This is a genomic window from Streptomyces capillispiralis, from assembly GCF_007829875.1.
Classification (GTDB): domain Bacteria; phylum Actinomycetota; class Actinomycetes; order Streptomycetales; family Streptomycetaceae; genus Streptomyces; species Streptomyces capillispiralis.
In genome coordinates, this window is record NZ_VIWV01000001.1 from 6,043,059 (window position 1) to 6,058,753 (window position 15,695).

Genomic DNA, 15,695 nt, shown 5'->3' on the forward strand with positions numbered 1-15,695 from the left:
TGCGTCCCGTACAAAGGCGTACGGAACACCTGGTGGCGCCTGCCCCCCAGTCCCCGACCGGACGACTGGGCAGGCGCCGCCGCACGTTCAGGGCAGCCGGTAGCCGTCGCCGTACACCTGCCACACCAGCGGTGTGTCCAGGTCCAGGTTCCCGTCCCGGAGGAACCGGCGCTGGGCGGTGTCGACGCGGGAGGTGTCGTGGTCCGGGGCCCGGGTCGGCATGGCCTCGCGGCGGACGTCGAGGAAGGCGTTCAGATAGGCCGTCTCGGAGCCGCCCGCGGCCGGCGTCTTCTCCTGCTCCAGCGTGCGCTCGCGCAGGGCGTAGAAGCCGCCCGCGTCGGTGTCGGGGCCGTGGAAGACCATCGCGTCGTAGTAGACGAACTGGCCCAGCGTGCCGAGGCCGTCCAGCTTGGCGAGGCGGACCGCCGGGTCGAAGTAGATGCGGTCCCGCTCCTCCTCCTGGGCCTCGCGGAACGCCGGGACCTCCGCCTCCGCCGCCCAGGCGGCGGTGAAGCCGGGGTCCAGGCCGTCGTGGGACTCGGAGCCGTCGACCTCGCGCAGGGCGGGCAGATAGGGCGCCAGCCCGTTGTCCGGGTGGGCCTCGGTGTACCGCTCGACCAGGGTGAGCAGGTCGTGGGTGCCGGTGCAGAAGCCGATGATGCCCGCCGTGTACCCGCAGCCGTCGCCCCGGTCCTCGATGGTGCCGTAGGTGGTGCGCCAGTCGGTGGTCGAGTGCTCGGCGCTGGCCACCAGCTGCTGGGCCAGCTCCTTCTTCGCCGGCGCGGCCAGCCCCGGCGGCAGGCCGGCGATGACCGCGTCGTCCGCCTTCCGCTCCTGCTCGGCCCGGTCCTTGGCGTCCTCGCGGGCCGCCTGGGCGGTGGCGGCGGGCGGTGCGGCCGGGGCGTCGGGCGCGTCCGACGACGGCAGGACGAAGTACACCGCCGTCGCGATCACGGGAAAGGCCGCCAGGAGCAGCACTCCGGAACGTCTCACTGGGGGACCCCTCCGCCCGTCAGCGCGGACACCTTCGCCACCGCCGCGACCGCCAGTACTACCACGAGCACCCCGCACGCGCCGACCTGCACGAGCGTGCGGCGCCCGTCCCGCGGGGCGTACGCGAACGCCAGCGCCACCACGCCGCCCGCCAGCAGTCCGCCGAGGTGGCCCTCCCAGGACGTGACGACCGCGGACACCACCAGCCACAGCAGCAGCCCGGCCATGAACCGGTTGACCTGGCCCATGTCCACGCCGATGCGCCGGGCCATGACGTAGTACGCGGCCCCGATGCCGAAGACCGCGCCGGACGCGCCGACGACGGCGTCCTCGGGCGCGATCAGCAGCACCAGCACCGAGCCGCCCAGCGCCGACAGCAGGTACAGGGCGAGGTAGTGGACCCGGCCCAGCATCGGCTCCACCAGCCGGCCCAGGTTCCACAGCGCCACCATGTTCATCACGACGTGGAAGACGCCGAACGTCCCCCCGGTGGGCGGCAGATGCAGGAACGCGCCGGTCAGCAGCCGGTACCACTCCCCGTCCACCAGCCCCTCCGGTGTGAAGCCCGCGGGGTGGGGGTCCACCCACAGGTAGTGCTCGCCGTCCGGACCGAGCAACCCCGCGCCCACCATCGCGAACCGGTCCACGATCTCCGGCCGCACCAGCTCCGCCAGGTACACCAGTACGTTGACGGCGATCAGCACGTACGTCACCACGGGCACCGCGGAGACCCGGCCGCCCACCAGGGTGCGGGCCTGCCGCACCGACCGCGCGCCCTCCCGCACGCACGCGGGGCACTGGTGGCCCACGGCCGCCTCCCGCATGCAGTCCGGACAGATGTACCGCTCGCAGCGCGTGCAGCGGACGTGACACTCCACCTGGGGATGGCGGTAGCAGGTGGTGACGGTGGACTCGGAATCCACGGGCCGGCTCCTCGGGAGGGACGGGACGGAAGTGAGCCGGTGGGGACGGCGGCGAACAAAATATCGAACGGCGGCGGACGGGGCGAGGGGCGGGGTGAGGGTGCCGTACGCTCTGGGCCAGTTCCGCGACGGAGGGGGAGCCGAATGGCCGCGATCGGTCTGCGCAGGATCGAGGAGACCGCGCCCGCGCTGGTCAGCCTCTACAAGACGGCCGGGGTGTCACTCGCCAAGCACCGGCTGGACGGGCTGCGCGCGGCGGTCTACCTGGTGATCGACTACTCCGGCTCCATGAAGCCGTACTACGAGGACGGCACGGTCCAGGCGCTCGCCGACCGGGTGCTGGGGCTGTCGGCCCACCTCGACGACGACGGCACCGTGCCGGTGGTGTTCTTCTCCACCGACGTCGACGCGGTCACCGACATCGCCCTCACGGGCCACCAGGGGCGCGTCGAGCGGATCGTGGCCGGGCTCGGCCACATGGGCAGGACCAGCTACCACCTGGCGATGGACGCGGTCATCGACCACTACCTGGACAGCGGGTCCACCGCACCCGCGCTGGTGGTCTTCCAGACCGACGGCGGCCCGGTCAACAAGCTCGCCGCCGAGAAGTACCTGTGCAAGGCGGCACGGCTCCCGCTGTTCTGGCAGTTCGTCGGCTTCGGCGACCCGCACAGCAAGCAGTTCGACTACCTGCGCCGACTCGACGACCTGGCCGTGCCGACGAAGCGCGTCGTGGACAACGCGGGCTTCTTCCACGCGGGCGAGAACCCGCGCGCGGTGTCGGACACCGACCTGTACGACCGCCTGGTGGGCGAGTTCCCCCAGTGGCTGGCCGCGGCACGGGCCCGGGGGATCGTGCGGTAGCGGACGGCACCCGACGCCACGAAGCGCTCCTAGGTGTCGCACTCCAGCACCGTCCGGCACAGGCCGCACCGCGCCCGCACCCGGCCCCGCACCGGCACCCGGATGCGCTGGTGACAGGTCGGGCAGGGGAACGACACCCGCAGGGGGCCGTGGCTGTCCGGGGTGAAGCGGTAGGGGACCTGCGCCTCCGCCACGGCCGGGCGGTGGTCCTGGGCGTGCCGCCGGTCCCGCGCGTACCGCCGCCGGCCCGCCCAGCCGGCCGCCGTCAGCGGCGGCTGCTGCCCGTCCCGGCGGGCCAGCGCCATGCCCGCGCCGTACGCCGTGTACGCCTGGGCGCTGGTGAACCACACCGACGGATCCTCCGCGAACGCCAGCGACCGCTTCGCCAGCACGTACCCGAACTCCTCCGGCGTGAGGTACCCCAGCTTCTGCGACGACGCCCCGTCCTGCCGGAAGGCGTCCAGCAGCAGCCACCCCGCCCCCAGGTACGTCGCCGTCGTGTCCGTCAGGATCTCGTTGTCCCGCGTGCCCGGGAACGACAGCCCCAGCCGGTGCAGGTACACATGCGCCACCTCGTGCGCCAGGGCCGCCCCGATGTCCCGCCGATGCGTACGGAACCGGTCGTTCAACTCCACGAAGTACTCCGGCCCCGCGGCCAGTTCCACATGCGCCGCATGCGTCATCTCGCGGAACCCGACGATCAGCCGCGCGTCCGGCAGCCGGTAGTGCCGCACCAGCTCGCGGGCCACCCGCTGCGCCCCCAGATGCAGCTCGTCCGTGTCGCAGAACGCCACGTCGGCCGGGGCCACGCTCACCGAGAAGGTGCGGACCGTGTCGTACGACAGCCGTCGGTACAGCGCCGTGACGGCCGACCGCACCGTCTCCAGATGCGGGTACCCGTGCTCGACCGGACCGCCGTTCGCCACGTCTCACCCCCGCCACGCCCAGAACCCGATTCCACTGTACGAGCCCGCCCCCGCCCCCGCCCCGGCCGGGCGGACACCGGCCCGGACGGGCACCGTAGGCTGACGCCCCATGAGCACCAGCAACACCGCCCCCGGTGACGCCGACCCCGCCGTCCGCGAGGAACTGGCCCGGCTGCGCGACAGCATCGACAACATCGACGCGGCCGTCGTCCACATGCTCGCCGAACGCTTCAAGTGCACCCAGCAGGTCGGCCGGCTCAAGGCCCTGCACCGGCTGCCGCCCGCCGACCCGGGCCGCGAGGCCCGCCAGATCGCCCGGCTGCGCGCCCTCGCCGAGAACGCCAGACTCGACCCGGCCTTCGCGGAGAAGTTCCTGAACTTCATCATCGCCGAGGTGATCCGCCACCACGAGCGCATCGCCGACGACACCGTCAACGGCGCCACGCCCTCAGCGAACCGCGCCACAACGTCCTCCCCCGGGGAGTGACACCGCGCCCCGCGCGGGGCATGCTGCGCTGTGCACTCCTTGTCAGCCGGCGGGTACCCCCCGTCAGCACCCGGACAGGCTCCGGTCCCTTACGAGGAGGGACGTGCACATGCCGCCGAACGCCCGGATCCTCATCGTCGACGACCACGAGGACACCCTCTACGCACTGGAGAGCGCCCTGGCCCCGCTGGGCCACCTGCTGGGCCGGGCCACCAGTGGCGACGAGGCCCTCAAACAGCTGCTGCGGGGGAACGTGGGCCTGCTCCTCCTCGACGTCCACATGCCGGGCACCGGCGGCCTCGACGTCGTGCGCTACATGCGGCGCCTGGAACAGACCCAGCACATCCCCGTCGTCCTGCTCACCGGCTACGCCCGCGACCCGCAGCTCGGCGCCGCCGCCTACGCCCTCGGCGTCGCCGACCTCGTCACCAAACCCGTCGACCCCTGGGCCCTGCGCACCAAGGTCCGCCACCTCTACGACACCCACCAGCGCCACCTCGCCCTCCAGCGCGAGATCCGCGCGCTGCGCGCCCGGCTCGACGGGCACCCCGCGAGCCCCCAGCGCCCCGCCCTGCCCCACCCCCACGCACACGCGGCGCCCGGACAGCCCGCGGGGGCGCACCCCGGGGAGCTCGAACGGGACCGGACATAGGGCGCGTACCCGATCCGCCCCTGTGCCCGGGCAACCGCATCGGGCAGCATGGCCTGCATGTCCGTACTGACGCGCGACGAAGCGCAGAACCGAGCTCAGCTCCTCGACGTCCACCGCTACACGATCGAACTCGATCTGACCGCCGGCGACGAGACCTTCGACTCCCGCACCCTGATCAGGTTCGGCGTCCGTACGGACGCGGACACCTTCGTCGAGATCAAGCCCGCCGAGCTGCGCTCCGTCACCCTCGACGGACAGCCCCTGGAGACCGGCACCCTCGACGGCAACCGGCTGCCGCTGAAGAACCTCACCGCCGGCGAGCACGAACTGCGCGTCGACGCGAGCATGCGCTACTCCCGCACCGGCGAGGGCATGCACCGCTTCACCGACCCCACCGACGGCGAGACCTACGTCTACACCCAGCTGTTCCTGGACGACGTGCAGCGCGTCTTCGCCGCCTTCGACCAGCCCGACCTCAAGGCCGTCTTCGACCTCACCGTCACCGCCCCCGAGAGCTGGACCGTCCTCGCCAACGGCGTCACCGAACACCTCGGCGGCGGCCGCTGGCAGGCCGCCGCCACCCCGCTGATCTCCACCTACCTCGTCGCCGTCGCCGCCGGCCCCTGGCACTCGGTGCGCACCGAGCACCGCGGACTGCCCTTCGGCATCCACTGCCGCCGCTCCCTCGCCCCCTTCCTCGACGCGGACGCCGACGAACTCCTCGACATCACCCGGGCCTGCTTCGACCGCTACCACGAGAAGTTCGAGGAGCCCTACCCCTTCGACTCCTACGACCAGGCCTTCGTCCCCGAGTTCAACGCGGGCGCCATGGAGAACCCCGGACTGGTCACCTTCCGCGACGAGTTCGTCTACCGCTCCGCCGTCACCGACACCGAGCGCCAGACCCGCGCCATGGTCGTCGCCCACGAGATGGCCCACATGTGGTTCGGCGACCTGGTCACCCTCGCCTGGTGGGACGACATCTGGCTCAACGAGTCCTTCGCCGAGTACATGGGCTACCAGACGCTCACCGAGGCGACCCGCTTCACCGACACCTGGACCGACTTCGGCGTCACCCGCAAGCCCTGGGGCTACGACGCCGACCAGCGCCCCTCCACCCACCCGGTCGCCCCGGAGAACGTCGAGGACACCGCCTCCGCCCTGCTCAACTTCGACGGCATCTCCTACGCCAAGGGCGCCTCCGCGCTGCGCCAGCTCGTCGCCTGGCTCGGTGAGAAGGACTTCCTCGCCGGCATCAACACCCACTTCGCCCGGCACCGGTTCGCCAACGCGGGCCTGGCCGACTTCATCGACTCCCTCGCCTCCGCCACCGAACGCGACGTGCACGCCTGGGCCGACGCCTGGCTGCGCACCACCGGCGTCGACACCCTCACCCCCGAACCGAGGAGCGGCGACAACGGCCACTGGCACCTCGGCATCGGGCACCGGGGCAGCCCCGCGGCCGGCTCCGGGCCGGACCCCGACCGGGACCGCGACGGCCGACGGCACCTCGGCTCCCTCCACACCACCGGCAGCACCCGCCCGCACCGCATCACCATCGGTGTCTACGACCGCGACCTGCACGACGCCGACCGGCTCACCCTGCGCAACCGCTTCGAGGCGGACGTCCCCGCCACCGAGGCCGTCGCCCTCAGCACCGCCGGAGCCCGCCCCGCCCTCGTCGTCCTCAACGACCAGGACCTCACCTACGCCAAGATCCGCTTCGACCCCGAGTCCCTGGGCACCCTGCGCACCCACCTGTCCGGCCTGCCCGAACCCCTCACCCGCGCGGTGGTGTGGAACGCGCTCAGGGACGCCGTCCGCGACGGCGACCTGCCCGCCGCCGACTTCCTGGACATCGCCCGCACCCACCTCCCGCACGAGACCGACCTCGCCCTCGTCCAGGGCGTCCTCGCCTTCGCCTCCACCCACATCGCCGACCGCTACCTCACCCCGGACCAGCGGCCCGCCGCGCTCGCCACCCTCACCGCCCTGTGCCGCGACCTCATCCGCCGCACCGAGGACGGCGACCACCCCGGCCTGCGGCTGATCGCCGTACGCCACCGCATCGACACCGCCGCCCACCCCGACACCATCGCCGCCTGGCTCGCCGACGGCATCGTCCCCGGCGGACCCGAACTCGACCCCGAACTGCGCTGGCGCGTCCTCGCCCGCCTCGCCGTGCTCGGCGCCACCGACGAGGCCGCCATCGCCGAGGAACTCCGGCGCGACCCCAGCGCCACCGGCCAGGAGGGCGCCGCCCGCTGCCGCGCCGCCCTGCCCGACGAGGACGCCAAGGCCCGCGCCTGGCAGGCCATGTTCGGCTCCGACGACCGGGCCGACCTGTCGAACTACCTGTTCACCGCCACCGCCCAGGGCTTCTGGCAGCCCGAACAGGCCGACCTGGTACGCCCGTACGTGACCCGCTACTACCAGGACGCGGTCGCCGTCGCCGCCCGCCGCGGCCCCGCCATCGCCGAGGCCGCCGGCCGCTGGGCCTTCCCCGCCCACGCCGTCGACGCCGAACACCTCGCGCTCGGACAGCGGTGCCTGCGCACGGCCGACCCGATCCCGGCCCTGCGCCGCAGGCTCGTCGACCAGCTCGACGACCTGGCCCGCGCCCTGCGCGTCCAGCAGGCGTAGCGCAGCGCACCGGGGGCGCCGCCGGACGGAACGGCGGCGCCCCCGCACGTACCTCGTAAAACGGGCGATACCCCCTTTCGGGTTCGATCCCCGTGCTTTCCGGGCGCCGTACCCCCTTCCCGTACACCCTGGAGTCCTCCCCGCGCCGCGCCCCGGAGGACAGCCCATGAGCACACCGCCCCTCGCCTCGGGCCCCCAGGGCCCGGACCGGCTGGAGCCGTTGCTCGACACCGTCCTCGACGCCCTGCGCACCGGCGCCCGCGCCCGCGGGGGACCGCTGCCCCCCGGCGGCCCCGACGCGGTCACCGCCCGCGTCCGGGACGCGGTGGGCGACGTCCTCCCCGAGCGGGGCGACCCCGACGCCCTGCGCACCCTCGTCCACGCCTTCACCGAGGGCGCCGCGGACCCCGCGCACCCCCTGTGCACCGCCCACCTGCACTGCCCGCCCCTCGCCGTCGCAGCAGCCGCCGACCTCGCCGCCACGGCCCTCAACCCCTCCCTCGACTCCTGGGACCAGGCCCCCGCCGCCTCCGCCCTGGAGACCCTCGTCACCCGGGCCCTCGCCCGCGAGGCCGGGCACGCCGACGCCCTCGTCACCACCGGAGGCACCGAGTCCAACCACCTCGCCCTCCTCCTGGCCCGCGAGGAACACGGCCGCTGCCTGCGCCTCGTCCACGGCACCAACGCCCACCACTCCCTGCCCCGCGCCGCCTGGCTGCTCGGCCTGCCCCGGCCCGTCACCGTCCCCGCACCCGACGGCACCCTCGACCCCGGCGCCCTCGACGCGATCCTCACCCGGCTGCCCGGACCCCACCTGGTCGCCGCCACCGCCGGCACCACCGACACCGGCGGCATCGACCCGCTGCCCGAGATCGCCGCCCGCTGCACCGCCCACGGCGCCCGCCTCCACATCGACGCCGCCTACGGCGGACCGCTCCTCTTCAGCGACCGCCACCGGCACCGGCTCACCGGCCTCGACGCCGCCCACACCATCACCCTCGACCTGCACAAACTCGGCTGGCAGCCGGTCCCTGCCGGCCTCCTGACCGTCCGCGACGCGGACGACCTCACCGCACTGCGGCACCACGCCGACTACCTCAACGCCCACGACGACACCGAGGCCGGACTACCCGACCTCCTCGGACGCTCCCTGCGCACCACCCGCCGCGCCGACGTCCTCAAACTCGCCGTCACCCTCAAGACCCTCGGCCGCACCGGACTCGGCGCCCTCGTCGACCAGGTCTGCGCCCACGCCCGGGCCTTCGCCGCCCTCGTCCACGACGACCCCCGCTTCGACCTCCACCGGCGGCCCGTCATCAGCACCGTCCTCTTCCGGCCCGCCGGCGCCGACGACACCGCCGTCGCCACCCTGCGCCGGCACCTGCTCACCACCGGCCGCGCCGTCCTCGGCCGCGCCCGCGCCGACGGCCGCCTCTGGCTCAAGGCCACCCTCCTCAACCCCGCCACCCACCCCGACGACCTGGCCGGCCTGCTCCACCTCGTCCACCAGGCACACACGGAAGGCCCCCGATGACCCCCACCCCCCACGACGCCCCCCACGACCTCGTCGGCATCGGCATCGGCCCCTTCAACCTCTCCCTGGCCGCCCTCGCCCACCCCCTCACCGCACTGCGCACCGCCTTCTACGACCAGCGCCCCCACTTCAGCTGGCACCCCGGCCTGCTCCTCGACGACGCCACCGTCCAGGTCCCCTTCCTCGCCGACCTCGTCACCCTCGCGGACCCCACCAGCCCCTGGACCTTCCTCAACCACCTCAGGGCCCGCGAGCGGCTCTACCCCTTCTACTTCGCCGAGCACTTCCACATCCGCCGCACCGAGTACGACGCCTACTGCCGCTGGGTCGCCGACCGGCTCCCCGCCCTCCACTTCGGCCACCGCGTCGACACCGTCCGCTGGAACCCCCGCCGCGCGCTCTTCGAAGCCGACCTCACCCCGCTCGACCCCGACGGCCGCGCCGGGTCACCCGGCCGCGTGAGCGCCCACCACCTCGTCCTCGGCATCGGCACCGAACCCTCGGTCCCCGAACCGCTCCGGCCCCTCGCCGACGCACCCGACGTCCCCGTCGTCCACTCCGACGACTACCTCACCCACCGCGCCGCCCTCCTCGCCGCGGGCCACGTCACCGTCGTCGGCACCGGACAGTCCGGCGCGGAGGTCTTCCTCGACCTGCTGCGCCACCGCCCCGTCGGCCGGGAACGCCTCCACTGGCTCGGCCGCACCGAGGCCTTCGCCCCCATGGAGTACTCCAAGCTCGGCCTCGAACACTTCACCCCCGACCACACCCGCTACTTCCGCGCCCTGCCCGAAGCCGTCCGCGACCGGCTCGTCCCCGCCCAGTGGCAACTCCACAAAGGCATCGACGCCGCCACCATCGCCGCCATCCACGACGAGCTGTACCGGCGCACCCTGCACGGCGGATGGCCCGACACCGTCCTCACCCCCGCGGTCCGCATCCGCACCGCCGGCCGGGTCGCCCCCGCCGGGATCGAACTCCACCTCGAACACACCCGGCAGCACACCCGCACCCGCCTCATCACCGACGCCGTCGTCCTCGCCACCGGCCACCGCGGACGCCCCCTCGACGACCTCCTCGCCCCCCTCGGCCCCCACCTGCGCCGCGACCGCTCGGGCCGCCCCCGCGTCGACGAGCACCACCGCCTCGACCTGGACCCCTCCGTCACCGGCAGCGTGTACGTGCAGAACGCCGAACTCCACACCCACGGCGTCGGAGCACCCGACCTCGGGCTCGCCGCCTGGCGCAGCGCCGTCATCCTCAACCACCTCACCGGCGAGCGGACCTACCCCCTCCCCGAACGCACCGCCTTCACCACCTTCGGCCTCCAGCCCCGAACGCCGCAGGTCCCGCCCGCCCGGCGAGCCGCACGGCTCACCCCACTGGCGGACGGGACCTGACGACCCCTGCGGACGGCGATCAGAACACCGGCACACCGTCCCGCGTCAGCCTCCAGTCCACCGACGCGAAGTCCTGCGGGTCCAGCACGCCCTTCGCCGTCACCCACTCGGCGATCCGCGTCCGGATCTCCGTCGACTCCGCCCACAGCTCCTTCGCCGACGCCACGTGCGGGAACGCGCCACCACCGTTGGCCCGGTAGTTGTTCACCGCGAACACGAACTGCCGCGCATCGTCCAGCGGAGCACCTTCGAACGTCAGGTTCCGGATCCGCGACCCGGCCGGCCGGGCGATGTCGATCTCGTAGGCGAGCCCCGAGACGTAGTCGTAGTTGTAGTCCGGACGGCCGCCCGCGTTCGTCAGCTTCGCCACGTCCACCGGGGCACCCGCCGCCGTCTGCGCGAAGTACTCCGCCGAGTACTCCAGGTACGCCCGCACCTGCGCGCCCGTCATCAGCTTCGCGACCAGCGTGTTGTCGTACACGTACAGGCTCGACAGGTCCCGGATCGTCACCTCGCCCGCCGGGATCTGCGACGTCCGCGAGAACGGCGACGCCTGCGACAGCACCGGCAGCGACGCGTACTCCGTGCCCGCCAGGGCCGCCCGCACCACGTCCTCCTGCACCTTCGCGATCAGGTCGATGATCGGCGCGTCCTTGTAGCGCGCCTCCACCGTCGTCAGCGTCCGCGTCGCCGTGCCGACCACCTGGTTGACGTACGCCACCACCACGGCGTGCTCGTCCGACAGCAGCTTGGTGATCGCCGGGTCGTCCTGGACCGCCGCCGCGTTCCGCAGCGACGCCTTGACCGACTCCACCCGCCACCGGCCCCGCTCCAGGACCAGCTCGAAGTCGAACAGCGTCAGCCGCTCGGCGTAGCACAGCGGCTCGGACAGCACGACGTCCCGGCCGGTCTCCTCGTTGACGACCCGCAGCTCCGCGATCTCCTGGTGCGCGTGACCCACCAGGATCGCGTCGATCCCCGGCACCAGCCGCGCCACGTTCGCCGCCGCGTTCTCCACGTACGGCAACTGGTCACCGTACGACGACGTGCCCGACGACCCCGAGTGCGCCGACACCACGACCACGTCCGCGCCCATCGACCGCAGCTTCGGCACCCACTTCGCCGCCTGCTCCTCCAGACCCGGGAACGTCAGCTTCCCCTGCACGTACGCCTTGTCCCAGATCGCGATACCGGGGTTCGTCAGCCCCAGCACCGCCACCTTCACCGGGGGAGCGCCCTTCACCCGGAACGTCTTCATGAAGTACGGCGGGAAGGCCGGCTTCAGCGTCTTCGCGTCCAGCGCGTTCGCGCCCAGCAGCGGGAAGTCGCACTGCTCCTCGAACTTCCGCAGCGTCTCGATGCCGTAGTTGAACTCGTGGTTGCCGAGCGCCACCGCGTCGTACCCGATGGCGTTCATCGCCTGCGCCATCGGATGCACCGGACCGCCCTCGGCGGTGATCGGGTCCACCTTCGCGTAGTAGTACGTCAGCGGGGTGCCCTGGATGGTGTCGCCCGCGTCGAGCAGCAGCGTGTTGCGCCGCCCCTTCTCCTCGCGGACCTGGTCCACCAGCGTCGACACCCGCGCCAGACCCTGCGCGTTGCCGGCCGCGTCCGTGTACTCGGCGTCCTTGAAGTAGTCCCAGTTGAAGACGTGCCCGTGCAGATCGGTCGTCCCCATCACCGTCAGCGCGTACCGCTTCACCGGCCGTCCTCCCCGGCCCGCCCCGGCGGCCTCGGCCGCGGGAACGGCCGCCGACCCCGCGAGCGCCACCCCCGCCCCCGTCACAGCGGATCTCTTCAGAAACTTCCGGCGGTTCAACGGCATGTCGGGCTCTCCTCGGACAACGGACAACAACGCGCGTAGACACGACGCGCGTAGACGCCCGACGATTCTGGCCCGGACCCGTCCACCCCGAACAGACCTCCCAGGTTGCGATCCGGTGTCCGGCAGCCACCCCGCACCGGCACGACCGGTGACACAGTGGGACGTATGACCACCCCGCATCCCTACGGCACACCGGGCGCCCCCCATCTCACCGTGCGCGGCGAGGCCCACCTCGAAGCCGTCCCCGACCTCGCCCGCATCACGGTCACGCTCACCGCGCGGGGCCGCGACCGGCGCACCACCCTCGACGACCTCGCCCGCCGCAACACCGCCGCCGTCGACCTCGTCAAGTCCTGCGGCGACGCCCTCGAACACCTCGAAACGGGCGCCCTCACCCTCACCCCCGAACTCACCGCCCACGGCCGCGGCGAACGCGTCCGGAGCCATCACGGCACGGTCCGCCTCACCGCCGAACTGAACGACTTCACCGTCCTCGGCGACCTCACCGCCCGCCTCGCCGACCTCGACCTCACCCGCGTCGACGGACCCCGTTGGATCCTGCGCCCCGACTCCCCGGCCCACCGGCAGGCCCGCCGCGAGGCGGTGCACGACGCCGTCCGGCGCGCCCGCGCCTACGCCGAGGCGCTCGGCACCACCCTCGCCGCCCTCATCGAACTCACCGACACCGGCGCCACGGCAGGCCACCCCGAACCCCTCCCCGGCACCCGCTCCCTGGCCTTCGCCGCAGCCGCCGAGGACGCCGCGCCCCCGCCGCTCGACCTCGAACCCCAGCGGCAGCACCTGCACGCCGAGGTCAGCGCACGCTTCACCATGCTGCCGCCCCGGCTCTAGCGAGCGCGGCCGCCGCACCCGCAGCCGCCCCCCGATCGCTCATCGGAGCGGCCCCGCGCACACTTCAACACTTGTCAACAACCCTTCACCGACAGGCCGTTGAGTCGTCATGCGCAACCAAGTCGCTACCCGCCGGTAAGCCCTAGGCTCGAACCATGCGCCGAGCGAAAATCGTCTGCACCCTGGGCCCCGCCACCGACACATACGACCAGATCAAAGCCCTGGTCGACGCGGGAATGGACGTAGCCCGATTCAACCTCAGCCACGGCGGCCACGCCGAGCACGAGGAGCGCTACCGACGTGTGCGCAAGGCCGCCGACGAGACCGGCCGCAGCGTCGGCCTCCTCGCCGACCTTCAAGGCCCGAAAATCCGCCTTGGCCGCTTCACCGAGGGCCCCGTACTCCTCGAACGCGGCGACACCTTCACCATCACCGTCGAAGAAGGCGTCCAGGGCGACCGCCACACCTGCGGCACCACCTACGCCGGCCTCGCCGCCGACGTCACCACCGGCGAGCGCATCCTCGTCGACGACGGCAAGGTCACCCTGGAGGTCACCGCCGTCGACGGCCCCCGCGTCCACACCACCGTGGTCGAAGGCGGCATGGTCTCCGACCACAAGGGCCTCAACCTCCCCGGCGTCGCCGTCTCCGTCCCCGCCCTCTCCAAGAAGGACGAGAACGACCTGCGCTGGGCCCTGCGCACCGGCTTCGACGTCATCGCCCTCTCCTTCGTCCGCAGCGGACGCGACATCAGGGACGTCCACCGCATCATGGACGAGGAGGGCCGCCGCCTCCCCGTCATCGCCAAGGTGGAGAAGCCGCAGGCGGTCGAGAACATCGACGACATCGTCGCCGCCTTCGACGGCATCATGGTCGCCCGCGGCGACCTCGGCGTCGAGATGCCCCTCGAACAGGTCCCGATCGTCCAGAAGCGCGCCATCAAACTGGCCAAGCGCAACGCCAAGCCGGTCATCGTCGCCACCCAGATGCTCGACTCGATGATCGACAACGCCCGCCCCACCCGCGCGGAGGCGTCCGACGTCGCCAACGCCGTCATCGACGGCACCGACGCCGTGATGCTCTCCGGCGAGACCAGCGTCGGCAAGCACGCCGTCGAGACCGTGCGCACCATGGCCCGCATCGTGGCCGCCGCCGAGGAGGACATCCTCGCCAAGGGCCTGCCGCCCCTGACCGAACGCAACAAGCCCCGCACCCAGGGCGGCGCCGTGGCCCGCGCGGCCGCCGAGATGGGCGACTTCCTCGGCGCGAAGTTCCTCGTCGCCTTCACCCAGTCCGGCGACACCGCCCGCCGCCTGTCCCGCTACCGCAGCCCCATCCCCCTGCTCGCCTTCACCCCGGACCCGGCCACCCGCTCCCAGCTCAGCCTGACCTGGGGCGTGGAGACCTTCCTAGGTCCCCACGTCGACTCCACGGACGCGATGGTCGAACAGGTCGACGAACTGCTGCTGGAGTACGCCCGCTGCGAGCGCGGCGACACCGTCGTCATCACCGCCGGCTCCCCGCCGGGAGTCTCCGGTTCGACGAACATGGTCCGTGTCCACCGCATCGGCGAGGACGACAGCCCTCGGCAGCCGTCCGGCACCTGATCGTCCCGAGGTGCGGCAGGCGTGCGACAAAAAGCGGATGTTCACCGAAAAGTTGGACATCCGCTGTCAAATGGTGACCTTGGATACAGAGGAAAAGTACCCCGGGTCGGATTCGAACCGACGCTGGATGGTGTTTGAGACCATTGCCTCTACCGCTGGGCTACCGGGGCGCCCTGCAAAACGAAGGTCGACGGTCACCCGCCGTGCCCCCACCTTACCGCAGCTGGGTACGCTCTTGTCAGCAGTACCGGTCTGCCCCGCACCAAGGAGCCCACGTGAGCGCCCCCGAGTCGCCCCAGCCTGTAGACGTGCCCGATGACGACAAGTCGCACGTGCCTCCCTTGACGACCCGCGTCGTGATCGCCGAGGACGAGGCCCTGATCCGGCTCGATCTCAAAGAGATGCTGGAGGAGGAGGGCTACTCCGTCGTCGGGGAGGCGGGGGACGGCGAGCAGGCGATCGAGCTGGCCCGTGAGCACCGGCCCGACCTGGTGATCCTCGACGTGAAGATGCCGAAGCTGGACGGCATCTCCGCGGCGGAGAAGATCGCCGAGGAGAGCATCGCCCCGGTGCTGATGCTGACCGCGTTCTCGCAGCGCGACCTGGTGGAGCGGGCGCGGGACGCGGGCGCGATGGCGTACCTGGTGAAGCCGTTCAGCAAGAGCGACGTGGTGCCGGCCATCGAGATGGCGGTGTCGCGGTTCACGGAGCTGAAGGAGCTGGAGCGCGAGGTCGCGGACCTGAGCCAGCGGCTGGAGACGCGGAAGCTGGTGGACCGGGCGAAGTCGGTGCTGCAGACGCAGTACGGACTGTCGGAGCCGGCCGCGTTCCGCTGGATCCAGAAGACGTCGATGGACCGGCGGATGTCGATGCAGCAGGTGGCGCAGGCGGTCATCGACGATGCCGAGGAGAAGAAGGCGTCCAAGGGATAGCCCGCGGCCGCCGTGTGCGCGACGAGGCCCGCGCTCCCCTCGCAGGGGGCGCGGGCC

At 72.5% G+C, this 15,695-nt stretch carries 13 protein-coding genes and 1 tRNA gene; 9 read left to right on the top strand and 5 right to left on the bottom strand.

Annotated features, from left to right (window positions below; translation table 11 throughout):
- Positions 1 to 87 precede the first annotated feature (87 nt).
- On the bottom strand, positions 88 to 993 hold the full coding sequence (locus FHX78_RS26325; RefSeq protein ID WP_145869878.1) for a chitosanase: 906 nt from the start codon (positions 991 to 993) through the stop codon (positions 88 to 90).
- The gene (locus tag FHX78_RS26330) at positions 990 to 1,916 is read right to left on the bottom strand and encodes a rhomboid family intramembrane serine protease (protein ID WP_145869879.1); all 927 of its coding nucleotides are present in this window, start codon (positions 1,914 to 1,916) and stop codon (positions 990 to 992) included. The genes FHX78_RS26325 and FHX78_RS26330 overlap by 4 nt, the downstream gene beginning before the upstream one ends.
- 144 nt (positions 1,917 to 2,060) lie before the next feature.
- Between FHX78_RS26330 and FHX78_RS26335 the strand changes: the two genes are divergently transcribed.
- Positions 2,061 to 2,780: a vWA domain-containing protein gene (locus FHX78_RS26335; protein ID WP_145869880.1), complete on the top strand. Its 720-nt coding sequence runs from the start codon at positions 2,061 to 2,063 to the stop codon at positions 2,778 to 2,780.
- A gap of 29 nt (positions 2,781 to 2,809) precedes the next feature.
- On the opposite strand, the gene FHX78_RS26340 is transcribed toward FHX78_RS26335, so the two are convergent.
- Positions 2,810 to 3,706: a hypothetical protein gene (locus tag FHX78_RS26340; protein ID WP_145869881.1), complete on the bottom strand. Its 897-nt coding sequence runs from the start codon at positions 3,704 to 3,706 to the stop codon at positions 2,810 to 2,812.
- A gap of 109 nt (positions 3,707 to 3,815) precedes the next feature.
- Between FHX78_RS26340 and FHX78_RS26345 the strand changes: the two genes are divergently transcribed.
- The 5 genes from FHX78_RS26345 to FHX78_RS26365 all read left to right on the top strand — a co-directional run bounded on the left by FHX78_RS26345 (position 3,816) and on the right by FHX78_RS26365 (position 10,422).
- Positions 3,816 to 4,193 carry a chorismate mutase gene (locus tag FHX78_RS26345; protein ID WP_145869882.1) on the top strand — a complete coding sequence of 126 codons (378 nt, stop codon included), beginning with the start codon at positions 3,816 to 3,818 and terminating at the stop codon, positions 4,191 to 4,193.
- Positions 4,194 to 4,302: 109 nt separating this feature from the next.
- The gene (locus FHX78_RS26350; RefSeq protein ID WP_145869883.1) at positions 4,303 to 4,845 is read left to right on the top strand and encodes a response regulator; all 543 of its coding nucleotides are present in this window, start codon (positions 4,303 to 4,305) and stop codon (positions 4,843 to 4,845) included.
- Positions 4,846 to 4,893: 48 nt separating this feature from the next.
- Complete coding sequence (gene pepN, locus FHX78_RS26355) at positions 4,894 to 7,488, top strand: aminopeptidase N (protein ID WP_145869884.1); 2,595 nt, start codon at positions 4,894 to 4,896, stop codon at positions 7,486 to 7,488.
- Between the two features lie 166 nt (positions 7,489 to 7,654).
- Positions 7,655 to 9,022: a pyridoxal phosphate-dependent decarboxylase family protein gene (locus tag FHX78_RS26360; RefSeq protein ID WP_145869885.1), complete on the top strand. Its 1,368-nt coding sequence runs from the start codon at positions 7,655 to 7,657 to the stop codon at positions 9,020 to 9,022.
- Entirely contained in the window at positions 9,019 to 10,422 is a 1,404-nt protein-coding gene (locus FHX78_RS26365; protein WP_145869886.1) for a lysine N(6)-hydroxylase/L-ornithine N(5)-oxygenase family protein, read from the top strand. The genes FHX78_RS26360 and FHX78_RS26365 overlap by 4 nt, the downstream gene beginning before the upstream one ends.
- Before the next feature lie 19 nt (positions 10,423 to 10,441).
- Here the strand turns inward: FHX78_RS26365 and FHX78_RS26370 are convergent, their stop codons facing one another.
- On the bottom strand, positions 10,442 to 12,247 hold the full coding sequence (locus tag FHX78_RS26370) for a bifunctional metallophosphatase/5'-nucleotidase (RefSeq protein WP_145869887.1): 1,806 nt from the start codon (positions 12,245 to 12,247) through the stop codon (positions 10,442 to 10,444).
- Positions 12,248 to 12,412: 165 nt separating this feature from the next.
- On the opposite strand from FHX78_RS26370, the gene FHX78_RS26375 reads away from it, so the two are divergent.
- Both FHX78_RS26375 and pyk read left to right on the top strand, forming a co-directional pair.
- Positions 12,413 to 13,099: an SIMPL domain-containing protein gene (locus FHX78_RS26375; RefSeq protein WP_145869888.1), complete on the top strand. Its 687-nt coding sequence runs from the start codon at positions 12,413 to 12,415 to the stop codon at positions 13,097 to 13,099.
- A gap of 155 nt (positions 13,100 to 13,254) precedes the next feature.
- On the top strand, positions 13,255 to 14,706 hold the full coding sequence (pyk, locus tag FHX78_RS26380) for a pyruvate kinase (protein WP_145869889.1): 1,452 nt from the start codon (positions 13,255 to 13,257) through the stop codon (positions 14,704 to 14,706).
- 97 nt (positions 14,707 to 14,803) lie between these two features.
- Here pyk and FHX78_RS26385 read toward each other — a convergent pair.
- Positions 14,804 to 14,876: transfer RNA gene (locus tag FHX78_RS26385), tRNA-Leu, on the bottom strand.
- A 105-nt stretch (positions 14,877 to 14,981) separates the two neighbouring features.
- Here FHX78_RS26385 and FHX78_RS26390 point away from each other — a divergent pair.
- Complete coding sequence (locus tag FHX78_RS26390) at positions 14,982 to 15,638, top strand: ANTAR domain-containing response regulator (RefSeq protein ID WP_145869890.1); 657 nt, start codon at positions 14,982 to 14,984, stop codon at positions 15,636 to 15,638.
- Positions 15,639 to 15,695 lie beyond the last annotated feature (57 nt).

What these genes read in the sequence shown, in the direction of transcription:
- FHX78_RS26335 (WP_145869880.1), top strand. Translation starts at nt 2,061, where the DNA reads ATGGCCGCGATCGGTCTGCGCAGGATCGAGGAGACCGCGCCCGCGCTG.
- FHX78_RS26345 (WP_145869882.1), top strand. Translation starts at nt 3,816, where the DNA reads ATGAGCACCAGCAACACCGCCCCCGGTGACGCCGACCCCGCCGTCCGC.
- FHX78_RS26350 (WP_145869883.1), top strand. Translation starts at nt 4,303, where the DNA reads ATGCCGCCGAACGCCCGGATCCTCATCGTCGACGACCACGAGGACACC.
- pepN (WP_145869884.1), top strand. Translation starts at nt 4,894, where the DNA reads ATGGCCTGCATGTCCGTACTGACGCGCGACGAAGCGCAGAACCGAGCT.
- FHX78_RS26360 (WP_145869885.1), top strand. Translation starts at nt 7,655, where the DNA reads ATGAGCACACCGCCCCTCGCCTCGGGCCCCCAGGGCCCGGACCGGCTG.
- FHX78_RS26365 (WP_145869886.1), top strand. Translation starts at nt 9,019, where the DNA reads ATGACCCCCACCCCCCACGACGCCCCCCACGACCTCGTCGGCATCGGC.
- FHX78_RS26370 (WP_145869887.1), bottom strand. Translation starts at nt 12,247, where the DNA reads ATGCCGTTGAACCGCCGGAAGTTTCTGAAGAGATCCGCTGTGACGGGG.
- FHX78_RS26375 (WP_145869888.1), top strand. Translation starts at nt 12,413, where the DNA reads ATGACCACCCCGCATCCCTACGGCACACCGGGCGCCCCCCATCTCACC.
- pyk (WP_145869889.1), top strand. Translation starts at nt 13,255, where the DNA reads ATGCGCCGAGCGAAAATCGTCTGCACCCTGGGCCCCGCCACCGACACA.